This window comes from Nocardia mexicana NBRC 108244 (assembly GCF_001613165.1).
GTDB lineage: Bacteria > Actinomycetota > Actinomycetes > Mycobacteriales > Mycobacteriaceae > Nocardia > Nocardia mexicana.
The window spans coordinates 1-24,528 of the sequence record NZ_BDBV01000037.1; the positions used below are offsets into that span (position 1 = coordinate 1).

The 24,528-nt window shown below is 69.5% G+C and carries 20 protein-coding genes and 2 pseudogenes; 12 read left to right on the top strand and 10 right to left on the bottom strand.

Annotation, left to right across the window (positions count from 1 at the left end; translation table 11 throughout):
- The 5 genes and pseudogenes from NM1_RS15585 to NM1_RS15605 all read right to left on the bottom strand — a co-directional run.
- Positions 1 to 1,088, bottom strand: a pseudogene (locus NM1_RS15585) (endonuclease); the annotation flags it as partial.
- A gap of 3 nt (positions 1,089 to 1,091) precedes the next feature.
- Positions 1,092 to 2,528 (bottom strand): TIGR02678 family protein, encoded by a 1,437-nt coding sequence (locus tag NM1_RS15590; protein WP_068020110.1) that lies wholly within the window; start codon positions 2,526 to 2,528, stop codon positions 1,092 to 1,094.
- A complete protein-coding gene (locus NM1_RS15595) occupies positions 2,528 to 4,030 on the bottom strand; it encodes a TIGR02677 family protein (protein ID WP_068020141.1) in 1,503 nt (500 codons plus the stop codon). Before NM1_RS15595 ends, NM1_RS15590 begins: the two co-directional genes overlap by 1 nt.
- A gap of 293 nt (positions 4,031 to 4,323) precedes the next feature.
- Positions 4,324 to 5,118 (bottom strand): DUF2127 domain-containing protein, encoded by a 795-nt coding sequence (locus tag NM1_RS15600; RefSeq protein ID WP_068020112.1) that lies wholly within the window; start codon positions 5,116 to 5,118, stop codon positions 4,324 to 4,326.
- 6 nt (positions 5,119 to 5,124) lie between these two features.
- On the bottom strand, positions 5,125 to 6,240 hold the full coding sequence (locus NM1_RS15605) for an XRE family transcriptional regulator (protein WP_307719315.1): 1,116 nt from the start codon (positions 6,238 to 6,240) through the stop codon (positions 5,125 to 5,127).
- A 336-nt stretch (positions 6,241 to 6,576) separates the two neighbouring features.
- Here NM1_RS15605 and NM1_RS15610 point away from each other — a divergent pair, with 336 nt between their 5' ends.
- The gene (locus NM1_RS15610; RefSeq protein ID WP_068020115.1) at positions 6,577 to 6,927 is read left to right on the top strand and encodes a hypothetical protein; all 351 of its coding nucleotides are present in this window, start codon (positions 6,577 to 6,579) and stop codon (positions 6,925 to 6,927) included.
- 10 nt (positions 6,928 to 6,937) lie between these two features.
- Here the strand turns inward: NM1_RS15610 and NM1_RS15615 are convergent, their stop codons facing one another.
- Positions 6,938 to 7,822 carry a PAC2 family protein gene (locus tag NM1_RS15615; RefSeq protein ID WP_068020116.1) on the bottom strand — a complete coding sequence of 295 codons (885 nt, stop codon included), beginning with the start codon at positions 7,820 to 7,822 and terminating at the stop codon, positions 6,938 to 6,940.
- Between the two features lie 183 nt (positions 7,823 to 8,005).
- On the opposite strand from NM1_RS15615, the gene metH reads away from it, so the two are divergent.
- The 6 genes from metH (at position 8,006) to NM1_RS15645 (ending at position 18,138) form a co-directional block, all read left to right on the top strand.
- On the top strand, positions 8,006 to 11,584 hold the full coding sequence (gene metH, locus NM1_RS15620; RefSeq protein WP_068020120.1) for a methionine synthase: 3,579 nt from the start codon (positions 8,006 to 8,008) through the stop codon (positions 11,582 to 11,584).
- A 150-nt stretch (positions 11,585 to 11,734) separates the two neighbouring features.
- Entirely contained in the window at positions 11,735 to 13,387 is a 1,653-nt protein-coding gene (locus NM1_RS15625; protein WP_068020122.1) for a serine/threonine-protein kinase, read from the top strand.
- 122 nt (positions 13,388 to 13,509) lie between these two features.
- Entirely contained in the window at positions 13,510 to 14,181 is a 672-nt protein-coding gene (locus NM1_RS15630; protein WP_255286192.1) for an HAD family hydrolase, read from the top strand.
- A 370-nt stretch (positions 14,182 to 14,551) separates the two neighbouring features.
- Positions 14,552 to 15,481 (top strand): HalD/BesD family halogenase, encoded by a 930-nt coding sequence (locus NM1_RS15635; RefSeq protein WP_246011302.1) that lies wholly within the window; start codon positions 14,552 to 14,554, stop codon positions 15,479 to 15,481.
- A 12-nt stretch (positions 15,482 to 15,493) separates the two neighbouring features.
- The gene (locus tag NM1_RS15640) at positions 15,494 to 16,324 is read left to right on the top strand and encodes a class I SAM-dependent methyltransferase (protein ID WP_068020126.1); all 831 of its coding nucleotides are present in this window, start codon (positions 15,494 to 15,496) and stop codon (positions 16,322 to 16,324) included.
- Positions 16,321 to 18,138: a choline/carnitine O-acyltransferase gene (locus NM1_RS15645; RefSeq protein ID WP_068020128.1), complete on the top strand. Its 1,818-nt coding sequence runs from the start codon at positions 16,321 to 16,323 to the stop codon at positions 18,136 to 18,138. Before NM1_RS15640 ends, NM1_RS15645 begins: the two co-directional genes overlap by 4 nt.
- Positions 18,139 to 18,192: 54 nt before the next feature.
- Here the strand turns inward: NM1_RS15645 and NM1_RS15650 are convergent, their stop codons facing one another.
- A complete protein-coding gene (locus NM1_RS15650) occupies positions 18,193 to 18,492 on the bottom strand; it encodes a hypothetical protein (RefSeq protein WP_068020129.1) in 300 nt (99 codons plus the stop codon).
- A gap of 200 nt (positions 18,493 to 18,692) precedes the next feature.
- Here NM1_RS15650 and NM1_RS15655 point away from each other — a divergent pair, with 200 nt between their 5' ends.
- The 3 genes from NM1_RS15655 to hisG all read left to right on the top strand — a co-directional run bounded on the left by NM1_RS15655 (position 18,693) and on the right by hisG (position 20,517).
- Positions 18,693 to 19,259, top strand: coding sequence for a GNAT family N-acetyltransferase (locus tag NM1_RS15655; RefSeq protein ID WP_068020131.1), 567 nt, complete (start codon positions 18,693 to 18,695; stop codon positions 19,257 to 19,259).
- A 57-nt stretch (positions 19,260 to 19,316) separates the two neighbouring features.
- Positions 19,317 to 19,598 (top strand): phosphoribosyl-ATP diphosphatase, encoded by a 282-nt coding sequence (locus tag NM1_RS15660; protein WP_174556878.1) that lies wholly within the window; start codon positions 19,317 to 19,319, stop codon positions 19,596 to 19,598.
- A 67-nt stretch (positions 19,599 to 19,665) separates the two neighbouring features.
- Positions 19,666 to 20,517 (top strand): ATP phosphoribosyltransferase, encoded by an 852-nt coding sequence (gene hisG / locus NM1_RS15665; protein WP_068020133.1) that lies wholly within the window; start codon positions 19,666 to 19,668, stop codon positions 20,515 to 20,517.
- Between the two features lie 60 nt (positions 20,518 to 20,577).
- Here the strand turns inward: hisG and NM1_RS41185 are convergent, their stop codons facing one another.
- Positions 20,578 to 21,153 (bottom strand): nitroreductase family deazaflavin-dependent oxidoreductase, encoded by a 576-nt coding sequence (locus tag NM1_RS41185; protein ID WP_084519674.1) that lies wholly within the window; start codon positions 21,151 to 21,153, stop codon positions 20,578 to 20,580.
- A 41-nt stretch (positions 21,154 to 21,194) separates the two neighbouring features.
- On the bottom strand, positions 21,195 to 22,046 hold the full coding sequence (locus NM1_RS15675) for a RecB family exonuclease (protein ID WP_084519673.1): 852 nt from the start codon (positions 22,044 to 22,046) through the stop codon (positions 21,195 to 21,197).
- A gap of 69 nt (positions 22,047 to 22,115) precedes the next feature.
- Between NM1_RS15675 and NM1_RS15680 the strand changes: the two genes are divergently transcribed.
- Positions 22,116 to 22,949 (top strand): tRNA (adenine-N1)-methyltransferase, encoded by an 834-nt coding sequence (locus NM1_RS15680; RefSeq protein ID WP_068020137.1) that lies wholly within the window; start codon positions 22,116 to 22,118, stop codon positions 22,947 to 22,949.
- Positions 22,950 to 23,143: 194 nt separating this feature from the next.
- Here NM1_RS15680 and NM1_RS15685 read toward each other — a convergent pair whose 3' ends face one another.
- Complete coding sequence (locus tag NM1_RS15685; protein ID WP_484203122.1) at positions 23,144 to 23,698, bottom strand: WKL family lipoprotein; 555 nt, start codon at positions 23,696 to 23,698, stop codon at positions 23,144 to 23,146.
- Positions 23,699 to 23,882: 184 nt separating this feature from the next.
- Here NM1_RS15685 and NM1_RS15690 point away from each other — a divergent pair.
- Positions 23,883 to 24,528: pseudogene (locus NM1_RS15690) on the top strand (proteasome ATPase); the annotation flags it as partial.

The following is a 24,528-nucleotide window of genomic DNA, read 5'->3' on the forward strand; positions in this document are numbered from 1 at the left end:
TGCTGCGCCTTGGTCGCCTTGTCGCGGTGCACGGCCGACGACGTCTCCAGTCGTCGCACGGCGTCGGCGAGGTCGTCGAGCTGCTGCTTGCCCTCGTAGGCGCTGGAACGCTGCAGCGTCTCGCGGTCGCTCAGGGCCTGCTCGTAGGCGCGGTCGGCCTCCTCGGCCCGCACCTCGGCGGCGGCGCGCTCGGTCTCGCGGCGCTCCCGCAGCGCGGTGGCGGCGAACAGTGCCGTACTGGTGTGCGTCACCGTGTCGAGCCGCCCGCGGACCTGGTCGACGTCGGATTTCGCCTGTACCCCAAGGTATTTGCGGTACACGTCGACGAAGGTGCGGGTCGCGGTGTCGGCCTGGACCAGGCCCTCCAGGGTGCGGCCGACCTCCTCCATATCGCTGAACGAGCGGGCGGCGTCGAGGATCAGCTGATCGTCGAGCGGGCGCAGGCCGTCGGTCAGTGCCTGCGACAGCCCGCGCGGGTCCAGGTTCTTGGCCAGCTGCGGGCGGCGCAGCGTCAGGATCAGGTTGATGAGCTGGTCGTAGCGCTGCAGCCCCAGGCCGAACATGCGGGCGTCGATGGCGGCCCGATAGTCGACGGGGCGGTCGGTGATGGCGTCGGTGCCGATCTGCTCGGCGAGCTGCTTGCGGGTCAGGGGCCGGTCGTCGGGCCCGATGAGCGAGAAGTCCACGCCCACCCGGCCGTCGGCGACGAAGTACCAGCGGGTGACCTTGTCGTTGGAGCGGGTGGCGCGCATGCCGATGCCGACGGTGACGACCTCCGGATCCTCCCAGCGTCCGCGCGCGAACTCCATCCAGACGTAGGAGTAGGCCGACTCCTGCTTGCGGTACAGCAGGTTCGACTTCATCGTCCGCTCCTCGCCGGCGAACGGATTGAGCCGCCGCGGCTCGATCCGCCCGTCGAACACGAACGGGAACAGCACCTCCAGCGCCTTGGTCTTGCCCGAGCCGTTGGGCCCGCGCAGCACCAGCCGCCCGTCGGCGAAGCAGAACTCCTGATCCCGGTAGTCCCAGAGATTGACGATCCCCGCCCGGGTCGGAGCGAACCGCACGCCACCATGAATGGACTCCATCAGCTACGCCGTCCCCTTCTCTGCTGTGCTGGATTGCTCCGCCGGCCCCGGGGCCGGTTGCGCGTGGGCGCCGAGTTTGGTTGCGGAGGCGAACAATTCGGATTCGGCGCGGGTGCGGACGGTGACGACCGCGCCCCGGTAGCGGGCCAGGGCGGGCAGGATGAGCAGGCCGTCGTCGAGGATCTCGATCAGGTGCAGGCGCTCGAGCAGGGCGACGACCTCGTTGGTGAGCCCGGGCACGTCGGCCTGCCACTGGGCGGCGAAGGTCGAGCCGTAGCGGTCGGTAAGGGCCTGCACGGTCTCGCGAACCCACTCGGTGGTGACGACCGGATGTTCGGGAATCTCGGGCCCCTCCGCGGGTTCGTCCGAATCCTCCTCGGCGGCATCGGGTTCCGACTCCACCAGCAGCGGCGTGAAGACCGTGGACTCCGGTATGGCGGCATCGAGTTGGTCGGCCAGCGCGGTGCCGGGCGGCGGCAACGGGCGGCGCGCGACGGGATTGTCGATGTCGAGGACGAGATCCGCGATCTCCCCGACGAGCAGCAGGGCCACCTGGGCGAGCGTGCCGGTGCCCGGGAAGCGCACATCGGAGAACCGGCCCGAGACATCGATCAGCGCGACGCCCTCCGCGCGCCGCTCGGCGCGCAGCCCGGTGAGCAGCTCGACCTCGGACACCAGCTTCTCGGTACCCAGCAGCGTGCGCTCGTCGGCGGGGAGTTCCTCGGTGTAGACCACGGGCAGCTCCACGAGTGCCCGCCGCACCCGGCGGGCGGCCGCGGCGCGCGTCTGCGGCCCGGAACCCGTTGCACCGCCCTCGGATTCGTCGGTGAGCAGCCCGCGCACGCTCTGCAGGTGCTGCAGCACGCGGGGCGGCCGGAAGATCGCGAACACCACCGACCGGTCGATGTCGTAGAGCGCCTCGCCGGCGTCGGGATCGGCCGCCCAGCCACCCGCGTCGCCGTCGGCCAGCGCCACCGCCCCGCGCGCGGCCAGCCAGGCGACCGCGTCGACGAACGCGTCACGATCCGCGGCCCGGTCGGTGGCCAGCGCCAGCCCCTCCACCCGGGTGGCGTACGACGCGACCTGGTCGGCCAGCTCCGACAGCGTGATCTGATCCCCGGCCCGGCCCAGCGCGGCCAGCGCGAGGGCGAGGTAGGCGTAACGACGCCGGTCGAAGACGCGTTCGGCGGGCGTGCGCGCGGGGCGGTCGGCGTCGAGCCGATCCTGCACCGGGAACAGCCGCGCCGTGGTCTCGGTGACCTCCAGCCGATAACCGAACAGCTCGGCGAGATCCTCGCGCAGCTCGGTGGCCCAGCGCCGGAGCAGCGGCAGCGCAATGCGATCGGGGAAAGTGCGGGTCACCAGGTGATTGGCGAGAATCACCCGGGCGGCGCGCTGGTAGCTGTCCAGCGCGAGCGCATCGATCGATCGGGCATGCATCACGACCGCCCGGATGCTGTTCGGGCGCGGCCGTTCTCGCGCACCTCGAGCCGCCGGTGGTTCAGATGCAGCAGGCCGCGCGACGTGCGCACGACGGTGGAACCGGTGTGCTCGCGGACGGTCAGGGTCACCCCGCTGTCGGAGCCGGTGGTTCCGCTGACGCGGCCGCTCACCGGCACCCACGCGGTCGAGGCGGCGTCCAGCAGGCGCAGCAGCACCTCGGTCTCGCGCTCGTCGAGTTCGCGCTCGTGCACGTCGGCGGAGGCCAGCGCCCGCGCCGCGTCGGCCCGCGCCCGCTGCTTGTCCAGCTGCTCCTGCCGCAGCCGCCGGACGCCCGCGTCGTTGCGCTGGATGCGGGAGGGAGCACCGGGCGACGGCGGCCGCCCGGTCTCGGCGAGGGTGCGGGCGATCTCCAGCGGCGGTGCGTCCCACCAGGATCGGTTCGGCGGGATCACGTCGGCGTCGGGATGTTCCATGGCCAGGTGCCGGGGCTTCCCGAGCCCGAACACCGCGTCGAACAGCGCATGCGCGCTCTGCGCGGTGGGCGCGGCGGTGAACCAGCCGGCCAGATGCCGCAGCGCGGACTCCCGGCTCACCCCGCCCTTGCGAGTCTCGGTGACCCGGCGCAACAGCGACAGCACGGCCGCGATCGCGCTCATCGTCGCCTCCCGCAGGCGCTCGGCCTCGGTGGCCGGACTGCCTTCGCCCGCACCGATATCGGCGGCGGTGGCGACGAACCAGCCGCGCAGGCCTCGCCACCGCGCCCGCCAGTCGGCCTCCCGCTCGGGCACGCTCAGCAGCACGCGCTCGTCGCAGGCGCCCGCGCGGGCGACGAGTTCGTCGACGCCGGTGTCCTCCACGTCCGCGATGGCGGCGGCCAGCCGCGGCGCGAACCGGGCCAGGTCCATGCTGAACTCGCGCATGTGCGCGAGCAGCGCATCCTTGTGCGCGAGAAACGATTCCGGCGTCGCCTCGGTGGTGCGAACGAGATCGCCGAGGGTGAGGTAGAAGTGCGCGGCCCGGTCCGCCAGCTCCGACAGCGCCGTGTCCAGGCGTTTGAGGATGCGGTAGACGCGTTCGGCGTCGCCGGTCCGGTTCGCCTGCGCCAGCGCCTCCAGATCGGCCAGCAGTTCGGGCAGCACCAGCCGCGAGAGCGCGGCCTCGTCCAGGCGGGCGCCGAGCACCTCGGCCACCGCGCGGTAGGCCTGGTATCCGGCGCGGGAGAACTGATAGACGAAGTGCCGGTTGCGGTATTCGGCGAGCGTGGCCGCCCGGCTGCCGTCGTAGCTGCGCTCCAGCACGCCCCACTGGTGCAGCTGTTCGAGCAGCGGCCCGACCTCGGCGGCGGTCAGCCGGGGCGCCTCCGGGAATCGGCCGAGCGTATCGGTGACGTCGCTGGCGTGCAGCAGCACCACGTAGGCGGCGCGCGCGTGATCGAAAGCCCGCAGCACCCAGAGGTATTCGCCGCGCTTCTCCGCGGTCGCGAAGGAGAACAGCCGCAGCCGCTCGCCGATGGCGGAGCCCTCGATCGGGACCGGGTCGGCCGAGCCGTCGAGCCCGAGCGGCGCGAAGACGACGCGGCCGCGGTCGACGGTGGAGCTGTCGAACAGCGCGGCCGCGGCCTGGGCAGCCGCCGCGGACACCCCGGACGCCGCCGCGGATACGGCGGAGTCGTCGGGCAGCAATCCTTCAGCGGACTCGGTCACCGGGATGAGAGTAGTACCGACATCCGACAGCGCGACGCCGTGCCCGGCCTCGGCGTGCCACGGTGGCGCGGCACCCCTGGGACGCGGGCTCACCCGGCGGCCGCGGCGGCCTCGGCAACCGCCGCGCGCTCGACCGTCAGCAGGCTCTCCTCGCTGTGTTCGGCGTGGTATGCGCGCCCACCTCCGTTGAGACCGAACAGTCGCTTGGACCACAGCAGCCAGATCACCGCGGCGAGATTGACCGCGAGCGCCCCGGCGCGCAGCACGGTGACCTTCTCGGTGAGCTCGTAGATCTCGAGCGGCAGGAAGATGCTCGTCGCCACGACCGCGAAGTATTCGCCCCAGCGCTTGACGTACCACAGCCCGACCGCCTCGACGATCTCGACCACGGCGTACGCCAGCAACCCCACCGCGATCCAGGTGAGCGTGGCGGGCGACAGCGTCCAGCCCTGCTCGATGAAGCGAATGATCCTCGAATTGTCCGGATTCCAGCCGATCTGGTCGGCCAGCGGCCGGATCAGGGGCATCTCCCGATCGAACGCCTCGTGCAGTCGCGCCTGCGAATTGCGGACCTTGAACACCCCGGCCGCGAGCAACGCGAACACCAGGCCGCGCAGCACCCGCTCGGCCGCCAGCAGGCGCATGATGAAGCGGTCGCGCAGCAGCCGCCCGCGCGGCACCTCGGGCGCCTCGTCGGCCGGTCCGCGCTGCCGCGGCGCCCCGACGACGAAGTCGCCGCAGCGCAGGCACCGCCAGGCCTGCCCGGCCGGTGTCGAAACATGCAGGCGCGCGGCCAGTTCCGGTTCGTCGGGCGCGTAGGTGGCATGCCCGCGCCAGGAGCAGGCGCGCAGGCCGAAATCCACGCGGGGAAATCGCACCGCCATCCGGGATCAGCTCGCCGCGAGCGAACGCAGCTGGTCCAGGTACATGCGGGTGCGGGGCTCGCCCGGGAACTGCTCGATCATCTCCCGGGCCGTCTCCCCGGCGATCCACAGCAGCGACGGCAGCGAGCGCCGCGTCCCGGCGAAGGCCCGCGTCCCCTCCTCGACCGCCAGCTCCAGCTCGCGCGCCCGCACCGCGACCACCGCCAGCGTCAGCTGCGCCTCCGACACCCGCATCGGCTTGCGCACGGTGCCGTCGAGCGCGGTGGCCCCCTCGATCACCTGACGCGCATAGCCTTCCGCGAGCCGGTCGTCGCCCGCGACCCGGCAGCAATCCATGGCGTAGAAGTCGAACTTCTGCGGATCGACGACGAAATGGTTGTCCAGATCGGCCGGATAATCGAGTCGCTCGAGGATCGCCCGGCCCTGCCGCAGTGCTCCGTCCATCTGTGCGCGATCGCCGAGCCGGGCGTAGGCCTTTGCCCGCTGCGCGCTCAGCTGGACGCCGACGCCGAGGCGCTGCGTGGTTGCCAGGGCCGCGTCGACCGCCTCGATCGCGCCTCGATAGTTGCCTTGGGTAAGAGCGAACCAAGCGGCCATTTCGGCTCCCCAGCCGATGATTTCGCCGTGTTCGGCCTCCTGTCCGAGCGACAGCGCCGCCCGGCGGGTGGCCTCGGCGGCGGTCCGCCAGCCCAGGTCGTAGTCGACGCAACCGACCAGTAGGGCAACCCATCCGGCGAGTACCAGCACCTCGCGATGCTGGGCCAGCGTGAGCCGACCGTCCAGTAGGGACGTGATCCGGCGCAGCCACGAGGTGCCCTCGGCGTGCAGTTCGTGCGGGTCGGCACACGGATACTCACTGCACAGTCGCTCGGCGGTGATGCGGATGGCGTCGAGGGTCGCGGAGGAGACATCGGACATCCGCAGCCGCCCGATGAACTCCAGGGTGTCCATGCCGGTCGACGACAGCAGTTCGTCGTCGCGATTGGGGCGGGCCTTGGGGAAGAACGCCGCGGTCACGGTGTCGAAGGCAGCGGCGATGATGGGGGAGTAGAAGTCGTCCGGCCGCGATTCGCCGGATTCCCAGCGGCGCCAGTTACGCAGCAGAGTACTGTCTGTCGGCAAGTTGTGGGATGACTTCGTGCGCATGGCCCGGACGGCATCGGCCTGTGACCACCCCCTGGCGTCGCGTTCGGAACGCATCCTGACAGCCCAGACGGGTCGATCGTCACCAACGGCCACCTCTGTAGTATCCCACCAGTTAACGCAAGATGGCCCGGATAGGGCATCCGGATGTCACCGCATTGACATCTGCAATTGCATTTGCGAAGAGTGCATGCTCGAAGTGGGCAGTTTGCCGGCCCGGTGCAGTACAGGCGATACCGAGCACCTGCAGTACCGAACAACGCAGTACCGACAAGAGAACAGCGAGTCCCTGTCCACATCCAAACGGAGGTTCGGGTGGAAGCGTTGATCTATGGATACGTGCGTGACGATCTGGCCGATGGCCACAGCGATGAGCTCGAGGACGCGATGTGCGTTCTCGCCGCCAACGAAGGCCTCTGCTTCGCAGCCACGTTCCATGAATCGACCCAGGGTGACGGCACCGCATTCGCGGAGCTGACGGCCGAACTCAAGCGCGCCGACGCCCACCACGTGGTGGTGCCGTCACTCGAACACTTTGCCGGCCAGACGATTCCGCGCGAGATCCTGATCGCGAAGCTGCTTCAGGACGCGTCGGCGCGGGTCTGGACGATGGAGGCCGAGGGCGCGGTCGAATTGGCGCCGGACCACAGCGAACCAGCACTGTAATCCGCAGCGGTCAGAGGCTGAACCCGCCGGGGCCGCGGCGGCGCAGATACTTCTCGAACTCGGCGGCGATCGCATCGCCGTCGATCTTGGCCATGGCCTCGTTGAGGTCGATGGCGGCGTCGCCGCGCTCCTCCAGCGAGCGCACGTACTCGGTGACCTCCTCGTCGCCGGCGGTCATCTCGTCGACCGCCGCCTCCCAGTCCTCGGCCTGGGCGGGCAGTTCGCCCAGCGGGACCTCGAGGTCGAGCGCCTCCTCCACCCGGTGTAACAGGGCGATCGTGGCCTTCGGGTTCGGGGGCTGCGAGACGTAGTGCGGCACCGCCGCCCAGAACGAGACCGCCGGGACTCCCGCGCGCACGCACGCGTCCTGCAGCACGCCGGTGATGCCGGTCGGGCCCTCGTAGCGGGTCTGCTCCAGGTTGAACCGCTCGGCGGCGTCCTTGCTGTACGCGGTGCCGGTGACCGGGACGGGCCGGGTGTGCGGGGTGTCGGCGAGCAGGGCGCCGAGGATCACCACGGTCGAGACGTGCAGCTGCTCGATCAGCTCCAGGATGTCGTGGCAGAAACTGCGCCAGCGCATATTCGGCTCGATGCCGTGCAGCAGCACGATATCGCGAGTGCTGCCCGACGGCGAGCACACCGACAGCGTGGTGGACGGCCACTGGATCTCGCGGGTGACCCCTTCGACCTGCCGGACGGTCGGCCGGTTCACCTGGTAGTCGTAGTAGTCCTCGGAATCCAGCTCGGCGAGCGGTTCGGCGTCCCAGATCAGTTCCAGATGCTCGACGGCACCGCTGGCGGCGTCGGCCGCGTCGTTCCAGCCCTCGAAGGCGGCGACCAGCACCGGATCGCGCAGCGTCGGCAGGTCCGGATCGGGTGATGCACTGGGGTTCACCCGGTCAGCCTACGGTGTCGGGGGCATGCGGTTCATGGCATATGAACCAACGCGCGTGTCGTCCCGCGGCGGGATGGGTGCCGTTCGCGCTGCCTATCGGGTGTGGCGGGGATCACCGGATCCGCCGCCGTCCCCGCGGTCCTCCGGAGAGAACTGTCCGGGTCGGCATTTACTCTTGAGTACATGTCTGTCTCCTCCCGCGCCGAGTTCGATACCTCCCTGCTCGACACGCTTGCCCGACGCGTCGTCGTCGGCGATGGGGCGATGGGCACGATGTTGCAGGCCGCAGATCTGACGCTGGACGATTTCCGGGGCCTGGAGGGATGTAACGAGATCCTCAACGAGACCCGCCCCGACGTGCTGCGCGACATTCACCGCGCCTACTTCGAGGCGGGCGCGGACGCGGTGGAGACCAACACCTTCGGCTGCAATCTGCCCAACCTGGCCGACTACGACATCGCCGACCGGATCCGGGACCTGTCCGAGCGCGGCACCCGGCTGGCACGCGAGGTGGCCGACGAGATGGGCCCCTCGGCGGACGGTTCGGCGCGTTTCGTGCTCGGCTCGATGGGCCCGGGAACCAAGCTGCCGACGCTGGGGCATGCGCCGTACGCGGCCCTGCGCGACGCCTATACGGAGGCGGCGCTGGGCATGCTCGACGGTGGCGCCGACGCGATCCTGGTGGAGACCTCACAGGATTTGCTGCAGGTCAAGGCGGCGATCACGGGTAGCCGGCGGGCGATGGTGCAGTCCGGGCGGCGGATCCCGATCATCTCGCACGTTACCGTCGAGACCACCGGCACGATGCTGGTCGGCAGTGAGATCGGCGCCGCGCTGACGGCGATCGAGCCGCTCGGCGTGGACATGATCGGTCTCAACTGCGCCACCGGCCCCGACGAGATGAGCGAGCATCTACGGTATCTGGCCAAGCACGCGCAGCTGCCGGTCTCGGTGATGCCGAATGCCGGCCTGCCGGTGCTCGGCGCCAACGGGGCCGAATATCCGCTGACGCCGGAGGAATTGGCGATCGCGCTGCACGGCTTCGTGACCGAATTCGGGCTGGCGCTGGTCGGCGGCTGCTGCGGGACGACGCCCGAGCACATCCGGCAGGTCGCCGAGGCGGTCCGGGGCGTGTCGCCCGCGCCTCGGGAGCCGGTGCACGAGCCGAGCGTGTCGTCGATGTACACGGCGGTGCCGTTCGAACAGGACGCGTCGGTGCTGATGATCGGCGAGCGCACGAATGCGAACGGCTCCAAGGCATTCCGCGAGGCGATGCTGGCGGGGGACTGGCAGAAGTGCCTGGACATCGCGAAGGACCAGATCCGCGACGGCGCCCACATGCTGGACCTGTGCGTGGACTACGTGGGCCGCGACGGCACGGCCGACATGTCCGAGCTGGCGTCGCGGCTGGCGACGGCGTCGACCCTGCCGATCATGCTGGACTCCACCGAGACCCCGGTGCTGCGAGCGGGTTTGGAGCATCTGGGCGGGCGCTGCGCGATCAACTCGGTGAACTACGAGGACGGCGACGGCCCGGAGTCTCGGTTCCAGCAAACGATGCAGCTGGTGGCCGAGCACGGCGCGGCGGTGGTCGCGCTGACGATCGACGAAGAGGGACAGGCACGTTCGGCGGCGGGCAAGGTGGAGATCGCCGAGCGCCTGATCGCCGACATCACCGGCAACTGGGGCCTGGCCGAGTCCGACATCATCATCGACTGCCTCACCTTCACCCTCGGCACGGGCCAGGAGGAGTCGCGGCGCGACGGCATCGAAACCATCGAGGCCATCCGGGAATTGAAGCGCCGCCACCCGGATGTGCAGACGACGCTGGGCCTTTCGAATATCTCGTTCGGCCTGAACGCGGCCGCGCGGCAGGTGCTGAACTCGGTGTTCATGCACGAATGTGTCGAGGCCGGACTGGATTCGGCGATCGTGCACGCATCGAAGATCCTGCCGATGAACCGGATCCCGGACGAGCAGCGCGAGACGGCGCTGGACCTGGTCTACGACCGCCGCACCGAGGACTACGACCCGCTGCAGAAGCTGATGTCGCTGTTCGAAGGGGTGTCGGCGTCCTCGTCCAAGGCGTCGCGCGCGGAGGAACTGGCCGCGCTGCCGCTGTTCGAGCGTCTGGAGCGCCGCATCGTGGACGGCGAGAAGGCCGGGATGGACACCGATCTCGACGAGGCGATGACCGAGGTGCCGCCGCTGCAGATCATCAACGAGACGCTGCTGTCGGGGATGAAGACCGTCGGCGAGCTGTTCGGCTCGGGCCAGATGCAGCTGCCGTTCGTGCTGCAGTCGGCCGAGGTGATGAAGTCGGCGGTCGCGCACCTGGAACCGCACATGGAGGCCACCGACGACTCGGGCAAGGGCCGGATCGTGCTGGCCACGGTGAAGGGCGATGTGCACGACATCGGCAAGAACCTGGTGGACATCATCCTGTCCAACAACGGCTACGAGGTGGTGAACCTCGGTATCAAGCAACCGATCTCGACGATCCTCGACGCCGCGGTGGACAAGAAGGCCGATGTCATCGGCATGTCCGGGCTGCTGGTGAAGTCGACGGTGGTGATGAAGGAGAACCTCGAGGAACTCAACACCCGCGGCATGTCCGACCAGTTCCCGGTGCTGCTCGGCGGCGCCGCGCTGACCAGGTCGTATGTCGAGAACGACCTCACCGAGGTGTACGAGGGCGACGTGCACTACGCGCGCGACGCGTTCGAGGGCCTGCGGCTGATGGACCACATCATGACCCGCAAGCGCGGCGGCGCCACCGACGACGACAGCCCGGAGGCGGCCGCCGAGCGGGAGAAGGCGGCCGCGCGCAAGGCCCGGCACGAGCGCTCGAAGCGGATCGCCGCCGAGCGGCGCGCCAACGAGACCCCGATCGAGATACCCGCCCGCTCGGATGTGGCCGCCGACCTGCCGGTCGCGGTGCCGCCGTTCTGGGGCACGCGGATCGTGAAGGGCCTTGCGGTGGGCGAGTATTCGACCCTGCTCGACGAGCGCGCGCTGTTCCTGGGACAGTGGGGGCTGCGCGGGCAGCGCGGCGGCGACGGCCCCAGCTACGAGGAGCTCGTCGAATCCGACGGGCGGCCGCGGCTGCGCTACTGGCTGGACCGGCTCACCGCGGAGGGCGTGCTGCAACACGCCGCGGTTGTCTACGGGTATTTCCCGGCGGTGTCGGAGGGCGACGACGTGATCGTGCTCACCGAGGCAGATCCCGCTGCGCCGGAACGTTATCGGTTCACCTTCCCGCGCCAGCAGCGCGACCGATTCCTGTGCGTCGCCGACTTCATCAGGTCCCGCGAACTCGCGGCGCAAATGGGACAGGTCGACGTTTTGCCGTTCCAGCTGGTCACCATGGGCCAGCCGATCGCCGATTTCGCCAACGAGTTGTTCGCGGGCAACAATTACCGCGACTATCTCGAGGTGCACGGCATCGGCGTGCAGCTCACCGAGGCGCTGGCCGAGTACTGGCACCGGCGCGTCCGCGAAGAGCTTGTGCTGGAAGGACATTCGGTCGCCGAGGACGATCCCGCCGACGTGCAGGAATACTTCAAGCTCGGCTATCGCGGCGCCCGCTACTCGTTCGGCTACGGCGCGTGCCCCAACCTGGAAGATCGCGCAAAACTGGTGTCGCTGTTGGAATCCGAGCGCATCGGTGTGACATTGTCGGAGGAGTTGCAGCTACACCCGGAGCAGTCGACCGACGCGTTCGTGCTGTTGCATCCGGAAGCAAAATACTTCAACGCGTAGAATTTTCGAGGGTTTCCGGGTTTCACACGCAGCGTGGCGGTGGCCCGAACATGAGCCGTCAGGCCCGGAGACGGCAGCGGAGCGTCACCACGCAGGGCCCCGCTCATGGCACGAGTAGACACTGCGTGAGCGCAAGAGGGGTACAACAACATGACGTCAGACCGGCTGATCGCGGGACGCTACCGGCTAGGTGATCCCATCGGGACGGGGGCGATGGGCGTGGTGTGGCGGGCCACCGATGTCCGGCTCAGACGCACGGTCGCGGTCAAGCAGTTACTCCTGGCGCCGGGTCTGACGCGCGCGCAGGCGCTCGAGGCGAAGCTGCGGGCCATGCGGGAGGGCCGGATCGCGGCGCGGCTGCACCACCAGAACGCGGTCACCGTCTTCGATGTCGCCGAGGAGGACGGCCAGCCCTGGCTGGTCATGGAGTTCGTCGACGCGCAGAGCCTGGCCGCGCTGATGCGGGACAAGGGCCCCCTCGACCCGCGGGAGGTGGCGCGCATCGGAGCGAAGGTGGCCTCCGCGCTGACCGCCGCCCACGACGCGGGCATCGTGCACCGGGACGTGAAACCGGCGAACATCCTGGTGGCCGACAACGGGACGGTGAAGATCACCGATTTCGGCATCTCCCGGGCCGTCGGCGATGTCACCGTCACCTCCACCGGATTCCTCGCGGGAACGCCCGCGTACCTGTCGCCGGAGGTGGCGCGCGGCGAGAATCCGGAACCGGCCTCGGACGTGTTCGCGCTCGGATCGACGCTGTACGCGGCCGTCGAGGGCAAGCCGCCGTTCGGCGAGGGCGACAACCCCCTGGCCGTGCTGCATTCGGTCGCGCGGGCGCAGGTGCCCTACCCGCAGCACGCCGATGCGCTGGCCCCCGTGCTGATGGAACTGCTGGCCGCCGATGCCGGGAATCGGCCCAATATGCGGGAGTCGCAGGCGGCGCTGGCGGCGGTCGCCGAGGGCCGGGCCGCCCCGGCGCCGAAATCCGCGACCAAGGTGTTGCCGAAACCCGGTGCGCCGCTGGATGCGGCGGCGGCCACGACCGTGCTGTCCGGCACCGCCGCGGGCAATGCCGAGGATCCGACCGTGCACGTGCCGACGGGTGCGCCCCCGCCGCCGAGCGGCGGCACCGTGCCCGCGGGATCGCCTGCGCCGCAACGGAAGCCGCCCGCGATCCTGCAGAACCGGCGCGCGCTCGGCCTGATCGCGGCGGGTGCGGTCGTGGTGCTGGTGGTCATCGGCCTGATCGCCGCGCTGAACAACGGCGGAGGCGGGGGCGGCACCGTCGCGAGCGAATCGCCGCAGCCGAATCCGGGCGGGCCGGTGTCGTCGGCGGTCGTGGCGCCGCCGGGGCAGGGGGAGCAGCCCACGCGCGGGCAGGCCGCGGCTCCGTCGACCGCGCCCGGCGCCGTGCCGTCCAGCGGACCGAGTCCCACGCCTTCGGCGCCACAGGGAACGACCACGGTACCCCCGACCACGACGGCACCGCCGCCTCCGCCGCCGGTCGGTGCCAGCGCGTTCGTCGCGAACTACTACGGGATGCTGCCGGGCAATGTCAGTGGCGCCTGGTCGATGCTGTCGCCGTCCTACCAGGCCCAGACCGGCGGGTACGACTCGTATGTCAGGTTCTGGAGCCAGTTCAGCTCGGTGAGCGCATCGAACATCGTGCAGAACGGTGACACGGCGGTGGCCACGATCACCTATCGGTACAAGAACGGGCAGCAGGAGTCGGAACAGCGGTGGTTCCGGGTCGTCAACGACGGCGGCCGCCCGTTGATCGTCGGCTCCGAGCGGGGCTGAGGCAGGCGGCGTCCGCCCGCCCGTCGTGGTCGATCAATTAGACTCGCGGACTCGGCCGACCGCACGGTCCGTTGTCGTCGGGCCGGATATGACGGTGATCAGCGAAGGAAGGTCGAGAGCACGTGCCAGCGTTGACGGCGGTCCTCTGGGATATGGACGGCACCCTGCTGGATTCGGAGAAGCTCTGGGATATCGGGGTGCGGGAGCTGTCGGTCGAGCTGGGCGGGGAGATGACCGAGGAGATCCGGCACGCGCTGATCGGCTCGGCGGCGCCCGACGCCCTGCGCATCATCTTCGCGGGCCTCGGCCTGGAACCCGATCCGGCCGCGGTCGCCGCGGCCCACGACTGGCTGCATCGACGCGTGACGGAGCTGATGGCGGGCCCCATTCCCTGGCGGCCCGGGGCCAAGGACGCGCTGGCCGCCGTCCGCGCCGCGGGCCTGCGGACCGGGCTGGTCACCAACACCACCCGCGCCATCACCGAGCTCTGCCTGGACACGCTCGGCCGCGACTACTTCGACATCACGGTCTGCGGGGACGAGGTGGCGCACGGCAAACCGGCGCCCGGCCCGTATCTGCGCGGCGCCGAACTGCTCGGGGTCGCCCCGGAACAGTGTGTCGCCGTGGAGGATTCGCCCACCGGGTCGCAGGCCGCCGCCACCGCGGGCTGCGCGGTGCTCGTGGTGCCGTGTGAGATCCCCGTGCCCGAGCGTGCGGGCCTGGTCTTCCGGGACTCCCTGGTCGGGCTGACCGTCGAGGATCTGCGCGCCGCGCACCGGACGGTGGCGGCGTGAGGGATTACCCGCTCGCCGCCTGACTCGGGCGCGGCGCCACACGGAGCGGCCCGGTGTGTTGCGCACGGCGAAGCGCGATTCGCTACGCGAGTGTGGGGCTCGGGCGGATCGATCCATGGAGGTGTCGGTCCGAGGTATCGGACCGGACACGATCTCCCGCGCCGTGCTTCCGGCTGGGAGTAGCCGGGGCGGTATCGCGCGGTCATGATCGCGTGCCGGGCTGCGTCTCCGGCGCTGCAGGCGGCGCATTCGCAACCGTTGTGCGTGGGAATAGCCGTGTCGCACACCGTTACTCGCTGGTTTGTGAGGTTTGACAGTGATCTTGGTGAATCCCGGGCGTGTTATTCCCCGGCAGTACAGAATGGGCTGCATGACTTCGACCGGGAAGCGGGCCGATGGATACGAAACGGATGATGGCGGCCCCGAAAGCGCAGGGAGACACGGCTTTTCACCGGCCATGCACCGAATCATCAATACCGGTCGGTATCCATTGGACGAGCCCGGAACCGCCGGCTGGGATCGCGTGGTGGAGCAGGCGCGGGGCGAGCTCGCGACCGACGGCTGCTGCGTACTGAGCGGTTTCATCCGCCCGGAGCTGCTGGACACCCTGCGGGCCGAGGGCGAGGCGCTGGCGCCGCACGCGTACTACACGGTCGAGAAGGTCAACGCGTACAACATTCCGCTCGATGCCGACCTGCCCCCGGACCACCCCGGCAATATCGTGCTGGAACGCGGAAACGCCTTCGTCGCACGCGATCTCATCCCGGCCGAGGCCCTGATCCAGGTGCTCTACACCAACCCGGTCTTCCAGCGTTTCATCGCCGACTGCTTCGGCCTCGCGGAGCTGCACGAGTTCAGCGACCCGCTGGCGGGGCTGTGCCTGAATGTGGTGGCGCCCGGCATGTCTCATCCGTGGCACTTCGATACCAACGCGTTCACCGTCTCGATGCTCACCCGGGCGCCGGAGGCGGGCGGGGTCTTCGAGTACTGCCCGGGCATCCGGACCCCCGAGGACGAGAACCTCGGGGACGTCCGCGCGGTGCTGACCGGCGCGGGCGCGCACCTGATCCGCCGGCTGGAACTACGGCCGGGCGATCTCCAACTGTTCCAGGGGCGGTTCTCGCTGCACCGGGTGTCGCCGGTGGAGGGCACCACCCAGCGGCACACCACGATCTTCGCCTACAGCGAGCAGCCCGGCGTCGTCGGCAATGTCGAACGCACCCGGCAGCTGTTCGGGAGGGTGCTCCCGGATCACATCGCCGCGGCCGGCGCCGTCCGCGGCGACCGACTACTCGACTGAGAGGAAGCGCCCGTGCCGGTTTCGCTGCACAGTACCGGAAAAGCCTCGTTCGACGATATCTACGACCGCCCCGATCCCTCGGCCTACTACAGCCGGATGGCCGAGTTGGACTACTGCATCCCGGAACTGGCGAAACCGCACTTCGAGCGGCTCATCGAGGACTATCGCGCCGCGACGGGCACCGTGCCCACGGTGCTGGACATCGGCTGCTCCTACGGGGTCGCCGCGGCGCTGATGCGTTTCGACACCACCGTCGCCGAACTCGCCGATCACTACCGGACCGGTGACACCGCCGCGCGGATCGCCCGTGACCGGGCCCGGCTGGCCGCCGCCGGGCCACACCCCGAGGTCCGCTTCATCGGCATGGACGCCGCCGCCCCGGCGCTGGAGTACGCCGTCGCCGCCGGTCTGCTGGACGACATCGTGCACGCCGACCTGGAGGCGAACGACCCGACCGAATCGCAGCGCCGCCTGCTGGCCTCGGCGGATCTGATCATCTCCACCGGCTGCGTCGGGTACATCACCGAACGCACCCTGCTGCGTGTGGCGCGGGCGCACGACACGCGGCGGCCGTGGATGGCACACTTCGTGCTGCGGATGTTCGACTTCGAGCCGATCGCGAAACAGCTGGCGGAGCTCGGGTACCGGATCGAGCGCGTACCCGGCACCTTCCGGCAGCGCCGCTTCGCCTCGGAGGACGAACAGGCCCATGTGCTGAACACCCTGTCCGCCAACGGGATCGATCCGACCGGCCTGGAGGCCGACGGGTGGCTGCACGCCCAATTGCATCTCTGCGTACCCGACGACGACCACCGCCCGACCAGAGACGAGGACCGCCCGTGACCGACCGCACCTTCGCCTTCGACGACCAGCTGCCGCGCGTGCCGCTGCCTACCCTGGAGGACAGCTGCGCGCGATTCCTGCAATGGAGCGCGCCGCTGCTGTCCGAGGACGAAAGGGCCGCGACCGAGCGGGCCCTGGCCGACCTGCAGCGTCCGGACGGGCCGGGCCGCATCCTGCACGCCGACCTGCAGCGGTTCGATGCGGAGCCGGGGGTGGCCAGCTGGCTCGACGAGTTCTGGCCGTCGCGATACCTGGGGCGTCGGGACCGGATCGCGCTGAACGCGAACTTCTTCTTCCTGTTCCGCGACGACACGCCGCTGGCCCGCTCGACCTCCGAGCGGCAGGCCGAGCGGGCGGCCGCGATCGTCACCGCTGCGGTGAACTACAAGCTGCGGCTCGACGCCGAGGCCATCCCGCCCGTCACCCAGCGCGGGCAGCACCTGTCGATGGCACAGAACAAGTTCCTGTTCTCCGAGACCAGGATCCCCGGCGATCCGCAGGACACCGTGCGGGTGCCCTACAGCCCGGAGTGGCCGGGGCATTCGCAGGCCCGCCACATCGTGGTCCTGTTCCGCGGCAACCTGTTCCGGATGGAGGTCGTCGGGCCGGACGGCGCGCCGCACAGCCAGGACGACCTCGTCGACGGCCTGTGCGCGACGATGAAGGCCGGGACCCGCCCGCCCGCCACCTACAACGCCGTGGGGCACCTGACGACCATGCCGCGCGCGGAATGGGCCGAGGTCCGTTCGGGCCTGCGGGCCGAACCGGTCAATGCCGCGGCGCTCGATACCATCGAGACCGCCCTGTTCTGTGTCTGCCTGGAGGATTTCGCGCCCCGCGACACCCAGCACGCCTGCGATCAGCTGCTGCACGGCGACAGCGGCAACCGCTGGTTCGACAAGGCCGTATCGTTCATCGTCTTCGGGGACGGCAGCGCCGGTATCAATGTCGAGCACTGCGGCCTGGACGGCACCACCATCCTGTCGTTCGTCGACGCGCTGCTGGAGACGCCCGTGCGCGAGCACGCCGAACAGTCCGGGGCGCAGCCCCAGGGGCTGCCCGCCACGGAGCCGATCGAATTCGTGCTCGACGACGGACAGCAGGCCGCGGTATCGGCCGCGGCGGCGGCGTTCGCCCAGTTCGCCGCCGACAATGCCACGCGCACAGTGTCGTTCGAGGACTTCGGGACGAAGCGAGCCAAGGCGCTGGGCATCTCGCCCGACGCCTTCGCCCAGATGAGCTACCAGCTCGCGCATCAGCGCAGCAAGGGCCTCATCGGCGCCACCTACGAGTCGATCGCGACCCGGCAGTTCCGCAACGGCCGCACCGAGGCGATGCGGGTGGTGACCCCGCAGATCCTGGATTTCGTTGCGGCCATGGACGATCCGCAGGCCGATGCCGACACCAGGCGGGCGAAGCTGCGCGCGGCCGCCGAGGCGCATGTGCAGCGCGCCAAGGAGTGCCAGCGCGGCGAGGCACCCGAACAGCACCTGTGGGAGCTGCAGATGATCCAGCGGCGGCGCGGTGAGCGGCTCGGCGCCACCGAGCCGATGCCGTTCTACGACAGCCCCGGCTGGACCATCGCCCGCGACGACTACCTCAGCACCAGTTCCGCCCCGTCGGCCAATATCGAGTACTTCGGTTTCGGCTGCACCAGCCCCAAGTGCATCGGCGTCGCCTACGTCCTGCTGCCCGACCGCTGGAACCTCTACCTCGCCACCCCGAAATCCGTTGCGGCCCAAATGCACGACTTCGCCGAACAACTGACCGTGGCCGTGCGGGAACTGCAGGACCTGCTCGGCGCCGCGGAGTAGGGCTCGTTCGCATCGGTGTGCCCGGGCCTCGCCTCGGGCACACCGATCGCCGAATCAGGGCAGTCGGTCGAGAACCGCCTGCAGCATGGTCGTCGTCGCCGTATGCCGCGCGTCGCCTTCTCGCTTCAGATCAGCAACCGAGAGGGCCAGTGCGTCCAGCGCCTCGGAGTGGCGCGCCTGGGTTGCCTTGATGTCGGCGAGTTCGGTGGTGTGCCGGGCGAGGGTCTCGCCGTGCTGGGCCAGGGATTCGGTGTGCTCGCGCTGCGTCGACTTGATGTCTGCGAGGTCGACGGCGGTGTTCTGCGCGAACGTCTCCAAACCCCGCAGGCGGTTCTCGACCGTGGCTTCGTTCATGGAATGTCCCCCTTGGCTTTGGTGCGTAGTCCCCGGCGAGGGCTGGCTCGCCTGGGTGCCGTCTACGGTAGCTACGCGGCTGCGACTCGCCAAGCGCGGCCGCGTTCCCGCACCCCTTGGGGCGTGCCCCAGCGGGGACAGTGCTATGACCTGCAAAAACCAGAGGTGGTCGGCGACCGCGGTTGCTAGCGTGCACGCTTGTGAACGACACGCGCACACCCGAATTCACCTGGCGGCAGGTGACCTCTGCCGACTTTCCCCTGCTCGCCACGTGGCTTGCGGAACCGCATGTGCGGCGGTGGTGGAATCACGAGTTCACGGCCGAAGCGGTCGAGCGTGATTTCGGGCCGACCGCGCGGGGGGAGGAGGCGGCCGAGGATCTGCTGGTTTTCGCCGACGGGGAACCCATCGGTCTGGTGCAGCGGCTGCGGTGGGCCGACTGGCCGGAGTACTTCGAGGAGCTGTCGACGCTGACCACCGTGCCCGCCGAAGCGGCCTCGCTGGACTATCTGGTCGGCGATCCGGAACGCGTCGGACGCGGGCTCGGATCGGCGATGCTGCGCGCGATCATCGCGGCCACCTGGATCGACTACCCGCTTGCCGGATGCATCATCGTTCCGGTGACCGCGGCGAACCTCGGCTCATGGCGGGCCTTGGAGAAGGCCGGGATGCGTCGGATCGCCGAGGGCACCCTGATCCCGGACAACCCGGTCGACGACGGCCGGCACTTCGTCTACCGCATCGATCGTCCGGCCGCTCTCGGCTGACGGTCGTGGTCGCCGCGCGTGGCGCCGAATACTCGATTGCGGAACGTACGCGGGTATCTGAAAGAATGCCCTCTCGTGAAGACTTTCGAAGCCCTGTTCGCCGAGCTGCAAGATCGTGCGGTCAACCGCCCCGAGGGGTCCGGGACCGTGGCGGCATTGGACGCCGGTGTGCATGCGCAGGGCAAGAAGGTGCTGGAGGAGGCCGGCGAGGTCTGGCTGGCCGCCGAACACGAGAGTGACGAGGCGCTGTCGGAGGAGATCTCGCAGCTGCTGTACTGGGTTCAGGTACTGATGGTGGGCCGCGGCCTGCGGCTCGAGGACGTGTACCGACATCTGTGACGGATAGCCCGCCGGATGCCCGGCGGCATAGCCAGCCCTCCGTCACGAGTCCCGAAAGGACACCCTCATGCTCCGCGTCGCAGTTCCCAACAAGGGCGCCCTGTCCACCTCGGCCGTCGAGATCCTCGGCGAGGCCGGCTACCGCAAGCGCACCGATTCGCGCGAGTTGTCGGTGCTCGACAACGCCAACCAGGTCGAGTTCTTCTTCCTGCGCCCGAAGGACATTGCCATCTATGTGGGTTCGGGCGAGCTGGATCTGGGTATCACCGGACGAGACCTGGCGCTCGATTCGGGTGCGCCGGTACAGGAGCGGCTGAGCCTCGGGTTCGGCCGCTCCACCTTCCGGTACGCCGCACCCGCCGGTCGCGAGTGGAAGGTTCAGGACCTCTACGACAAGCGCATCGCCACCTCCTACCCGAACCTCGTGCTGCGGGATCTGCAGCGGCACGGTGTCGAGGCCGAGGTGATCCGCCTCGACGGCGCCGTCGAGATCTCCATCCAACTGGGCGTGGCCGACGCCATCGCCGACGTGGTCGGCTCGGGGCGCACCCTGCGCCAGCACAATCTGGTGGCGTTCGGCGAATCGCTGTGCGATTCGGAGGCGGTCCTCCTCGAGGGATCCGGATCGAACCGCGACGACAAGGCCCGGAATCAGCTGGTCGCTCGCGTACAGGGCGTCGTCTTCGCGCAGCAGTACCTGATGCTCGACTACGACTGCCCGAAGGAACTGCTCGACGCCGCGGCGCAGATCACCCCGGGCCTGGAGTCGCCCACGGTCTCCCCGCTGGCGGACCCGGGCTGGGTCGCGGTGCGCGCGCTGGTGCCGCGCAAGCAGGGCAACGACCTCATGGACCAGCTCGCCGAGCTGGGCGCCAAGGCAATCCTGGCCACCGATATCCGGTCCTGCCGGGCGTTCTGAGCCGGCGGCGGCCGTGTCGCGCGGTCGCCGACATTCACGGACTCCGAGCGGTGGGCCGGACTACCGGCGTCTGCGGACCGGGCGCCCGAGGTCGATCACGAGCGGGTGGCCGCCGTCGAACCATGCCTCGTGCAGTTCGATGATCTTCGACCGGCTCGGCCGGCCGCGGCGGTGAAAGGCGTTCTCCACGTAATCGAACGGGTGCACCCTCCCGCAGAAGGCGTCGTAGGCCTGACGCCGCTCGGCGTCGTCGCGCAGTTCACGGGCGCGGCCCTCGAAGCCTCCGCCGGGCAGGTGCAGCTCGACCCTCGGATCGTGCTGAATGTTCTTGTACCACAGGGCATGGACACCGGGGATGGAGACGAGATACGCGCGGTCTCCGTCGCGGATCGCCTTGACGTAGGCGCGGCGCAGTCGTCCGGTTCGCCGACCGGTCGTGAACAGCACGCCGACCCCGCGCGGTAGCCGGACGGCGAACCACGGCCGGTGCACCGCATGCAGCGTTCGCGAGAATATCCGCCTGCCCCGCAGCGTGGGGGGCCGTGTGGACCACCGCCGGAATCGTTCGGGGATGTACTGGCCGTCGGTGTATCGCAGCGCCGACCCGGAAACGGGTTCCCCTGTGCTGTCGCTCATCTGCGCCTCCTCCCCGCGCACCCGCCCTGAGCATAACCCCGTTATGTTTCGGCGGCAACGGGCCAGCCCGGATACGGCGGCGGTGTGCCGCCGAACGCCGGGCACAGCGGCTTGTAGTCGCAGAATTCGCACAGCCAGCTGCGGTTGGGCAGAAATTCGCCGGTGCGTCCGGCCTCGGTGATCGCCGCCCACAGCGCCGACAGGACGCGCTCGAAACGCAGCAGTTCGGCCTCGTCGGGGGAGTAGGTGAGGATCTGGCCGTCGGCCAGGTAGATCAGCCGCAGCTGGGCGGGTATCACGCCGCGGGTGCGCAGCATGATCAGCGCGTAGAACTTCAGCTGGAACAGGGCGCGGGTCTCCCCGGCGAGGGAGGGGGAGCGACCGGTCTTGTAGTCGACCACCCGCAGTTGCCCGGTGGCGGCGACATCGATGCGGTCGACGTAGCCGCGCAGCGGGGAACCGTCGGCCAGGTGCACCTCGATCAGTGATTCGCAGGATTCCGGGTCGAACGCGGTCGGGTCCTCCAGGCCGTAGTAGGCCCGCACGAGCTGGTGGACCTCGTCGAGAAAGGCGGCGGGGTCCGCCTCGGTGACCAGCGCCCCCACCTCCGGGCGATCGGCCAGCAAACGCTCCCAGGTGGGCGCGACGAGCGCCGCGGCGCGTTCGGGAACGCGTTCACCGCTCGGTAACCCGTACAGCGATTCCAGTACCGCGTGCACCACCGTTCCGCGCACGGCATGCCGCGTCGGCGATTCCGGAATGCGATCGATCGCGCGTAATCGATATTTCAGCCCGCATTGTTTGAAATCCATTGCCCGTGACGGTGACAGCGCCGGGCTCTGCCTGACGGCCTCGTCGTCGGAGGCCGGGGTCGTCGTCGGGGGCGCTGCCATACCTGGCAGGCTATCCGGCGGTACCGACACATCGGACACCGCCGACGAACAGAGCAGAAACGGAGATCCATGACGGCCAGACGGACCGGACCGTTCACCGACGGGGACCGGGTGCAGCTGACCGACGCCAAGGGCCGCCAGCATACGGTCGTCCTGGAGCCGGGCAAGGAATTCCACACCCACAAGGGCCCGATCCGCCACGACGATCTGATCGGCGCCGACGAGGGCTGCGTGGTGCAATCCGCGAACGGCACACCGTATCTGGCGCTGCGCCCGCTGCTGGTCGACTACGTGCTGTCGATGCCGCGCGGGGCAGCGGTGATCTATCCGAAGGATGCCGCCCAGATCGTGCACGAGGGGGATGTATTCCCCGGCGCGCGGGTGCTGGAGGCGGGCGCGGGCTCGGGCGCGCTGACCTGCTCGCTGCTGCGCGCGGTCGGTCCCGAGGGGCAGGTCGTCTCCTACGAGATCCGCGACGATCACGCCGAACACGCCGTTCGCAACGTGGAGCGGTTCTTCGGCGAACGGCCCGCTAACTGGGATCTGACCATCGGCGATGTCGCCGAGTACGACGGCGCGCAGGTCGACCGCGCGGTGCTGGACATGCTCAAGCCGTGGGATGCGCTGCCCGCGGTGTCGAAGGCCCTCATCCCCGGCGGTGTGCTGATCGTCTATGTCGCGACGGTCACGCAGCTGTCGGAGGTCGTCGAGGCATTGCGGCAGCAACAGTGCTGGACCGAACCGCGGGCCTGGGAGTCGCTGGTGCGGCCGTGGCACGTGGTGGGCCTGGCCGTGCGCCCGGAGCACCGCATGCAGGGCCATACGGCCTTCCTGGTGAGCGCGCGCCGCCTCGCCGACGGTGTGGCCCCGCTCAAGCCACAGCGCCGCCCCTCGAAGGGCTGAGCCGCCTCCTGTGCCCCCGCAAAACCACGCGGGGGACAGGAGGAAGCGTGCCGGGGGACAGGGGAAATCAGCGAAGGGGCGCGCGTAGGTGTACCCCTACCGTGCGCGTAGGTGTACCCGCACGGTAGGGGTGCGGGCAGGTGTGTACCCGCACCGTGGGTGGAAACTGGTGTAGCGGGGCGGTGCGTGGGGAATTATGCCTGGCAGGGTGCCTTGCCCATGGCGAGGATCTGGCAGGCGGAGGCGTCGGAGAGTTGCCAGCCCGCGTCGTCGTGCTCCCAGGTCATGGGCATCGCAGGGGCCGCGCCGTGCGGGGAGGTGACGACAACTTGGGCGGTGGCTTTCTCACCCTCGGTCTTGACGTCGGACACGGTGAAGGTGATCTTGCCGTAGTTCGCCAGACCCTGGGTCATGGTGTCGATGTTCGCCGCGCGCTTATCGCCGTCCTCGATCAGTTTCTGCTTGTCGGCGGTGGATTTGGCCGGGTCGACGAAGCCGTCGAGGGTGGCCTGCAGCGCCTCCGGCGTGGGCGCGGCGGTTCCGCTGTGGTCGTGCGCCGAGGCGCTCGTGGCCGCGGCGGCGGTGGTGCTGCTCGCCGCCGCGCCGTCGGAGTTGTCGGAGCCGCATGCTGTCATTGCCGTAACGGCCAGCGCGGCGAACGCGGTAGCGGTGACAAGACGAATCCGGGAAACACGAACAGAGTGTGCGACGTTGCCACTACAACGGGTACGACCGGTGGGAAGGAGCATCGAGTAACACACCTTTCGGCTCGGTCCGGCGTATCGGCTCGCCGGAAACGGGTTAGGGGAGGCTAACATGGTCATCCCGGCCGCTGACCGCAGCTGAGATGTGATCACGACGAAACCATGTCGGAAAGCGAGAACGGTTCGCGCCCGGTAGCGTTGATAGACCGGGACTGGGAGGAGCAGCATCATGAGCCCCAACGAGAATTCGGATTCGGCGGCCTGGAGGGAACTCGAGGTGGTACGCGCCGAGGCGGCTGCACTCCGAAGGCAACTCGCCGACACGCCGGATCGGTCAAGGGAATTGGAAGCGCGCATCGATTCGCTGACGATTCGCAACACCAAGTTGATGGACACCCTCAAAGAAGCCCGCCAGCAACTCGTCGCCCTGCGCGAGGAGGTCGACCGGCTGGGCCAGCCGCCGAGCGGCTACGGCGTCCTGATCGGTGTCTACGACGATCAGACTGTCGACGTGTTCACCTCGGGGCGCAAGATGCGGCTGACGTGTTCACCGAATATCGAGACGTCCACGCTGCACTACGGGCAGAGCGTCCGGTTGAACGAAGCACTCACGGTCGTGGAGGCGGGCAGCTTCGACCAGACCGGCGAGATCGGCTCCCTGCGGGAGATCCTCGATGACGGGCGCAGGGCCCTGGTGGTCGGCCATGCCGACGAGGAGCGGGTGGTGTGGCTGTCGGGCCCGCTGACCAAGCTGGTCGACATCGATGACCTGGACGACCCGGATCAGCCGATTCGCAAGCTGCGGCCCGGCGATTCGCTGCTGGTCGACACCAAGGCCGGCTTCGCCTTCGAGCGCATCCCCAAGGCCGAGGTCG

What these genes read in the sequence shown, in the direction of transcription:
- NM1_RS15590 (WP_068020110.1), bottom strand. Translation starts at nt 2,528, where the DNA reads ATGCATGCCCGATCGATCGATGCGCTCGCGCTGGACAGCTACCAGCGC.
- NM1_RS15600 (WP_068020112.1), bottom strand. Translation starts at nt 5,118, where the DNA reads ATGGCGGTGCGATTTCCCCGCGTGGATTTCGGCCTGCGCGCCTGCTCC.
- metH (WP_068020120.1), top strand. Translation starts at nt 8,006, where the DNA reads ATGTCTGTCTCCTCCCGCGCCGAGTTCGATACCTCCCTGCTCGACACG.
- NM1_RS15625 (WP_068020122.1), top strand. Translation starts at nt 11,735, where the DNA reads ATGACGTCAGACCGGCTGATCGCGGGACGCTACCGGCTAGGTGATCCC.
- NM1_RS15635 (WP_246011302.1), top strand. Translation starts at nt 14,552, where the DNA reads ATGACTTCGACCGGGAAGCGGGCCGATGGATACGAAACGGATGATGGC.
- NM1_RS15650 (WP_068020129.1), bottom strand. Translation starts at nt 18,492, where the DNA reads ATGAACGAAGCCACGGTCGAGAACCGCCTGCGGGGTTTGGAGACGTTC.
- hisG (WP_068020133.1), top strand. Translation starts at nt 19,666, where the DNA reads ATGCTCCGCGTCGCAGTTCCCAACAAGGGCGCCCTGTCCACCTCGGCC.
- NM1_RS41185 (WP_084519674.1), bottom strand. Translation starts at nt 21,153, where the DNA reads ATGAGCGACAGCACAGGGGAACCCGTTTCCGGGTCGGCGCTGCGATAC.
- NM1_RS15675 (WP_084519673.1), bottom strand. Translation starts at nt 22,046, where the DNA reads ATGGCAGCGCCCCCGACGACGACCCCGGCCTCCGACGACGAGGCCGTC.
- NM1_RS15680 (WP_068020137.1), top strand. Translation starts at nt 22,116, where the DNA reads ATGACGGCCAGACGGACCGGACCGTTCACCGACGGGGACCGGGTGCAG.
- NM1_RS15685 (WP_484203122.1), bottom strand. Translation starts at nt 23,698, where the DNA reads ATGCTCCTTCCCACCGGTCGTACCCGTTGTAGTGGCAACGTCGCACAC.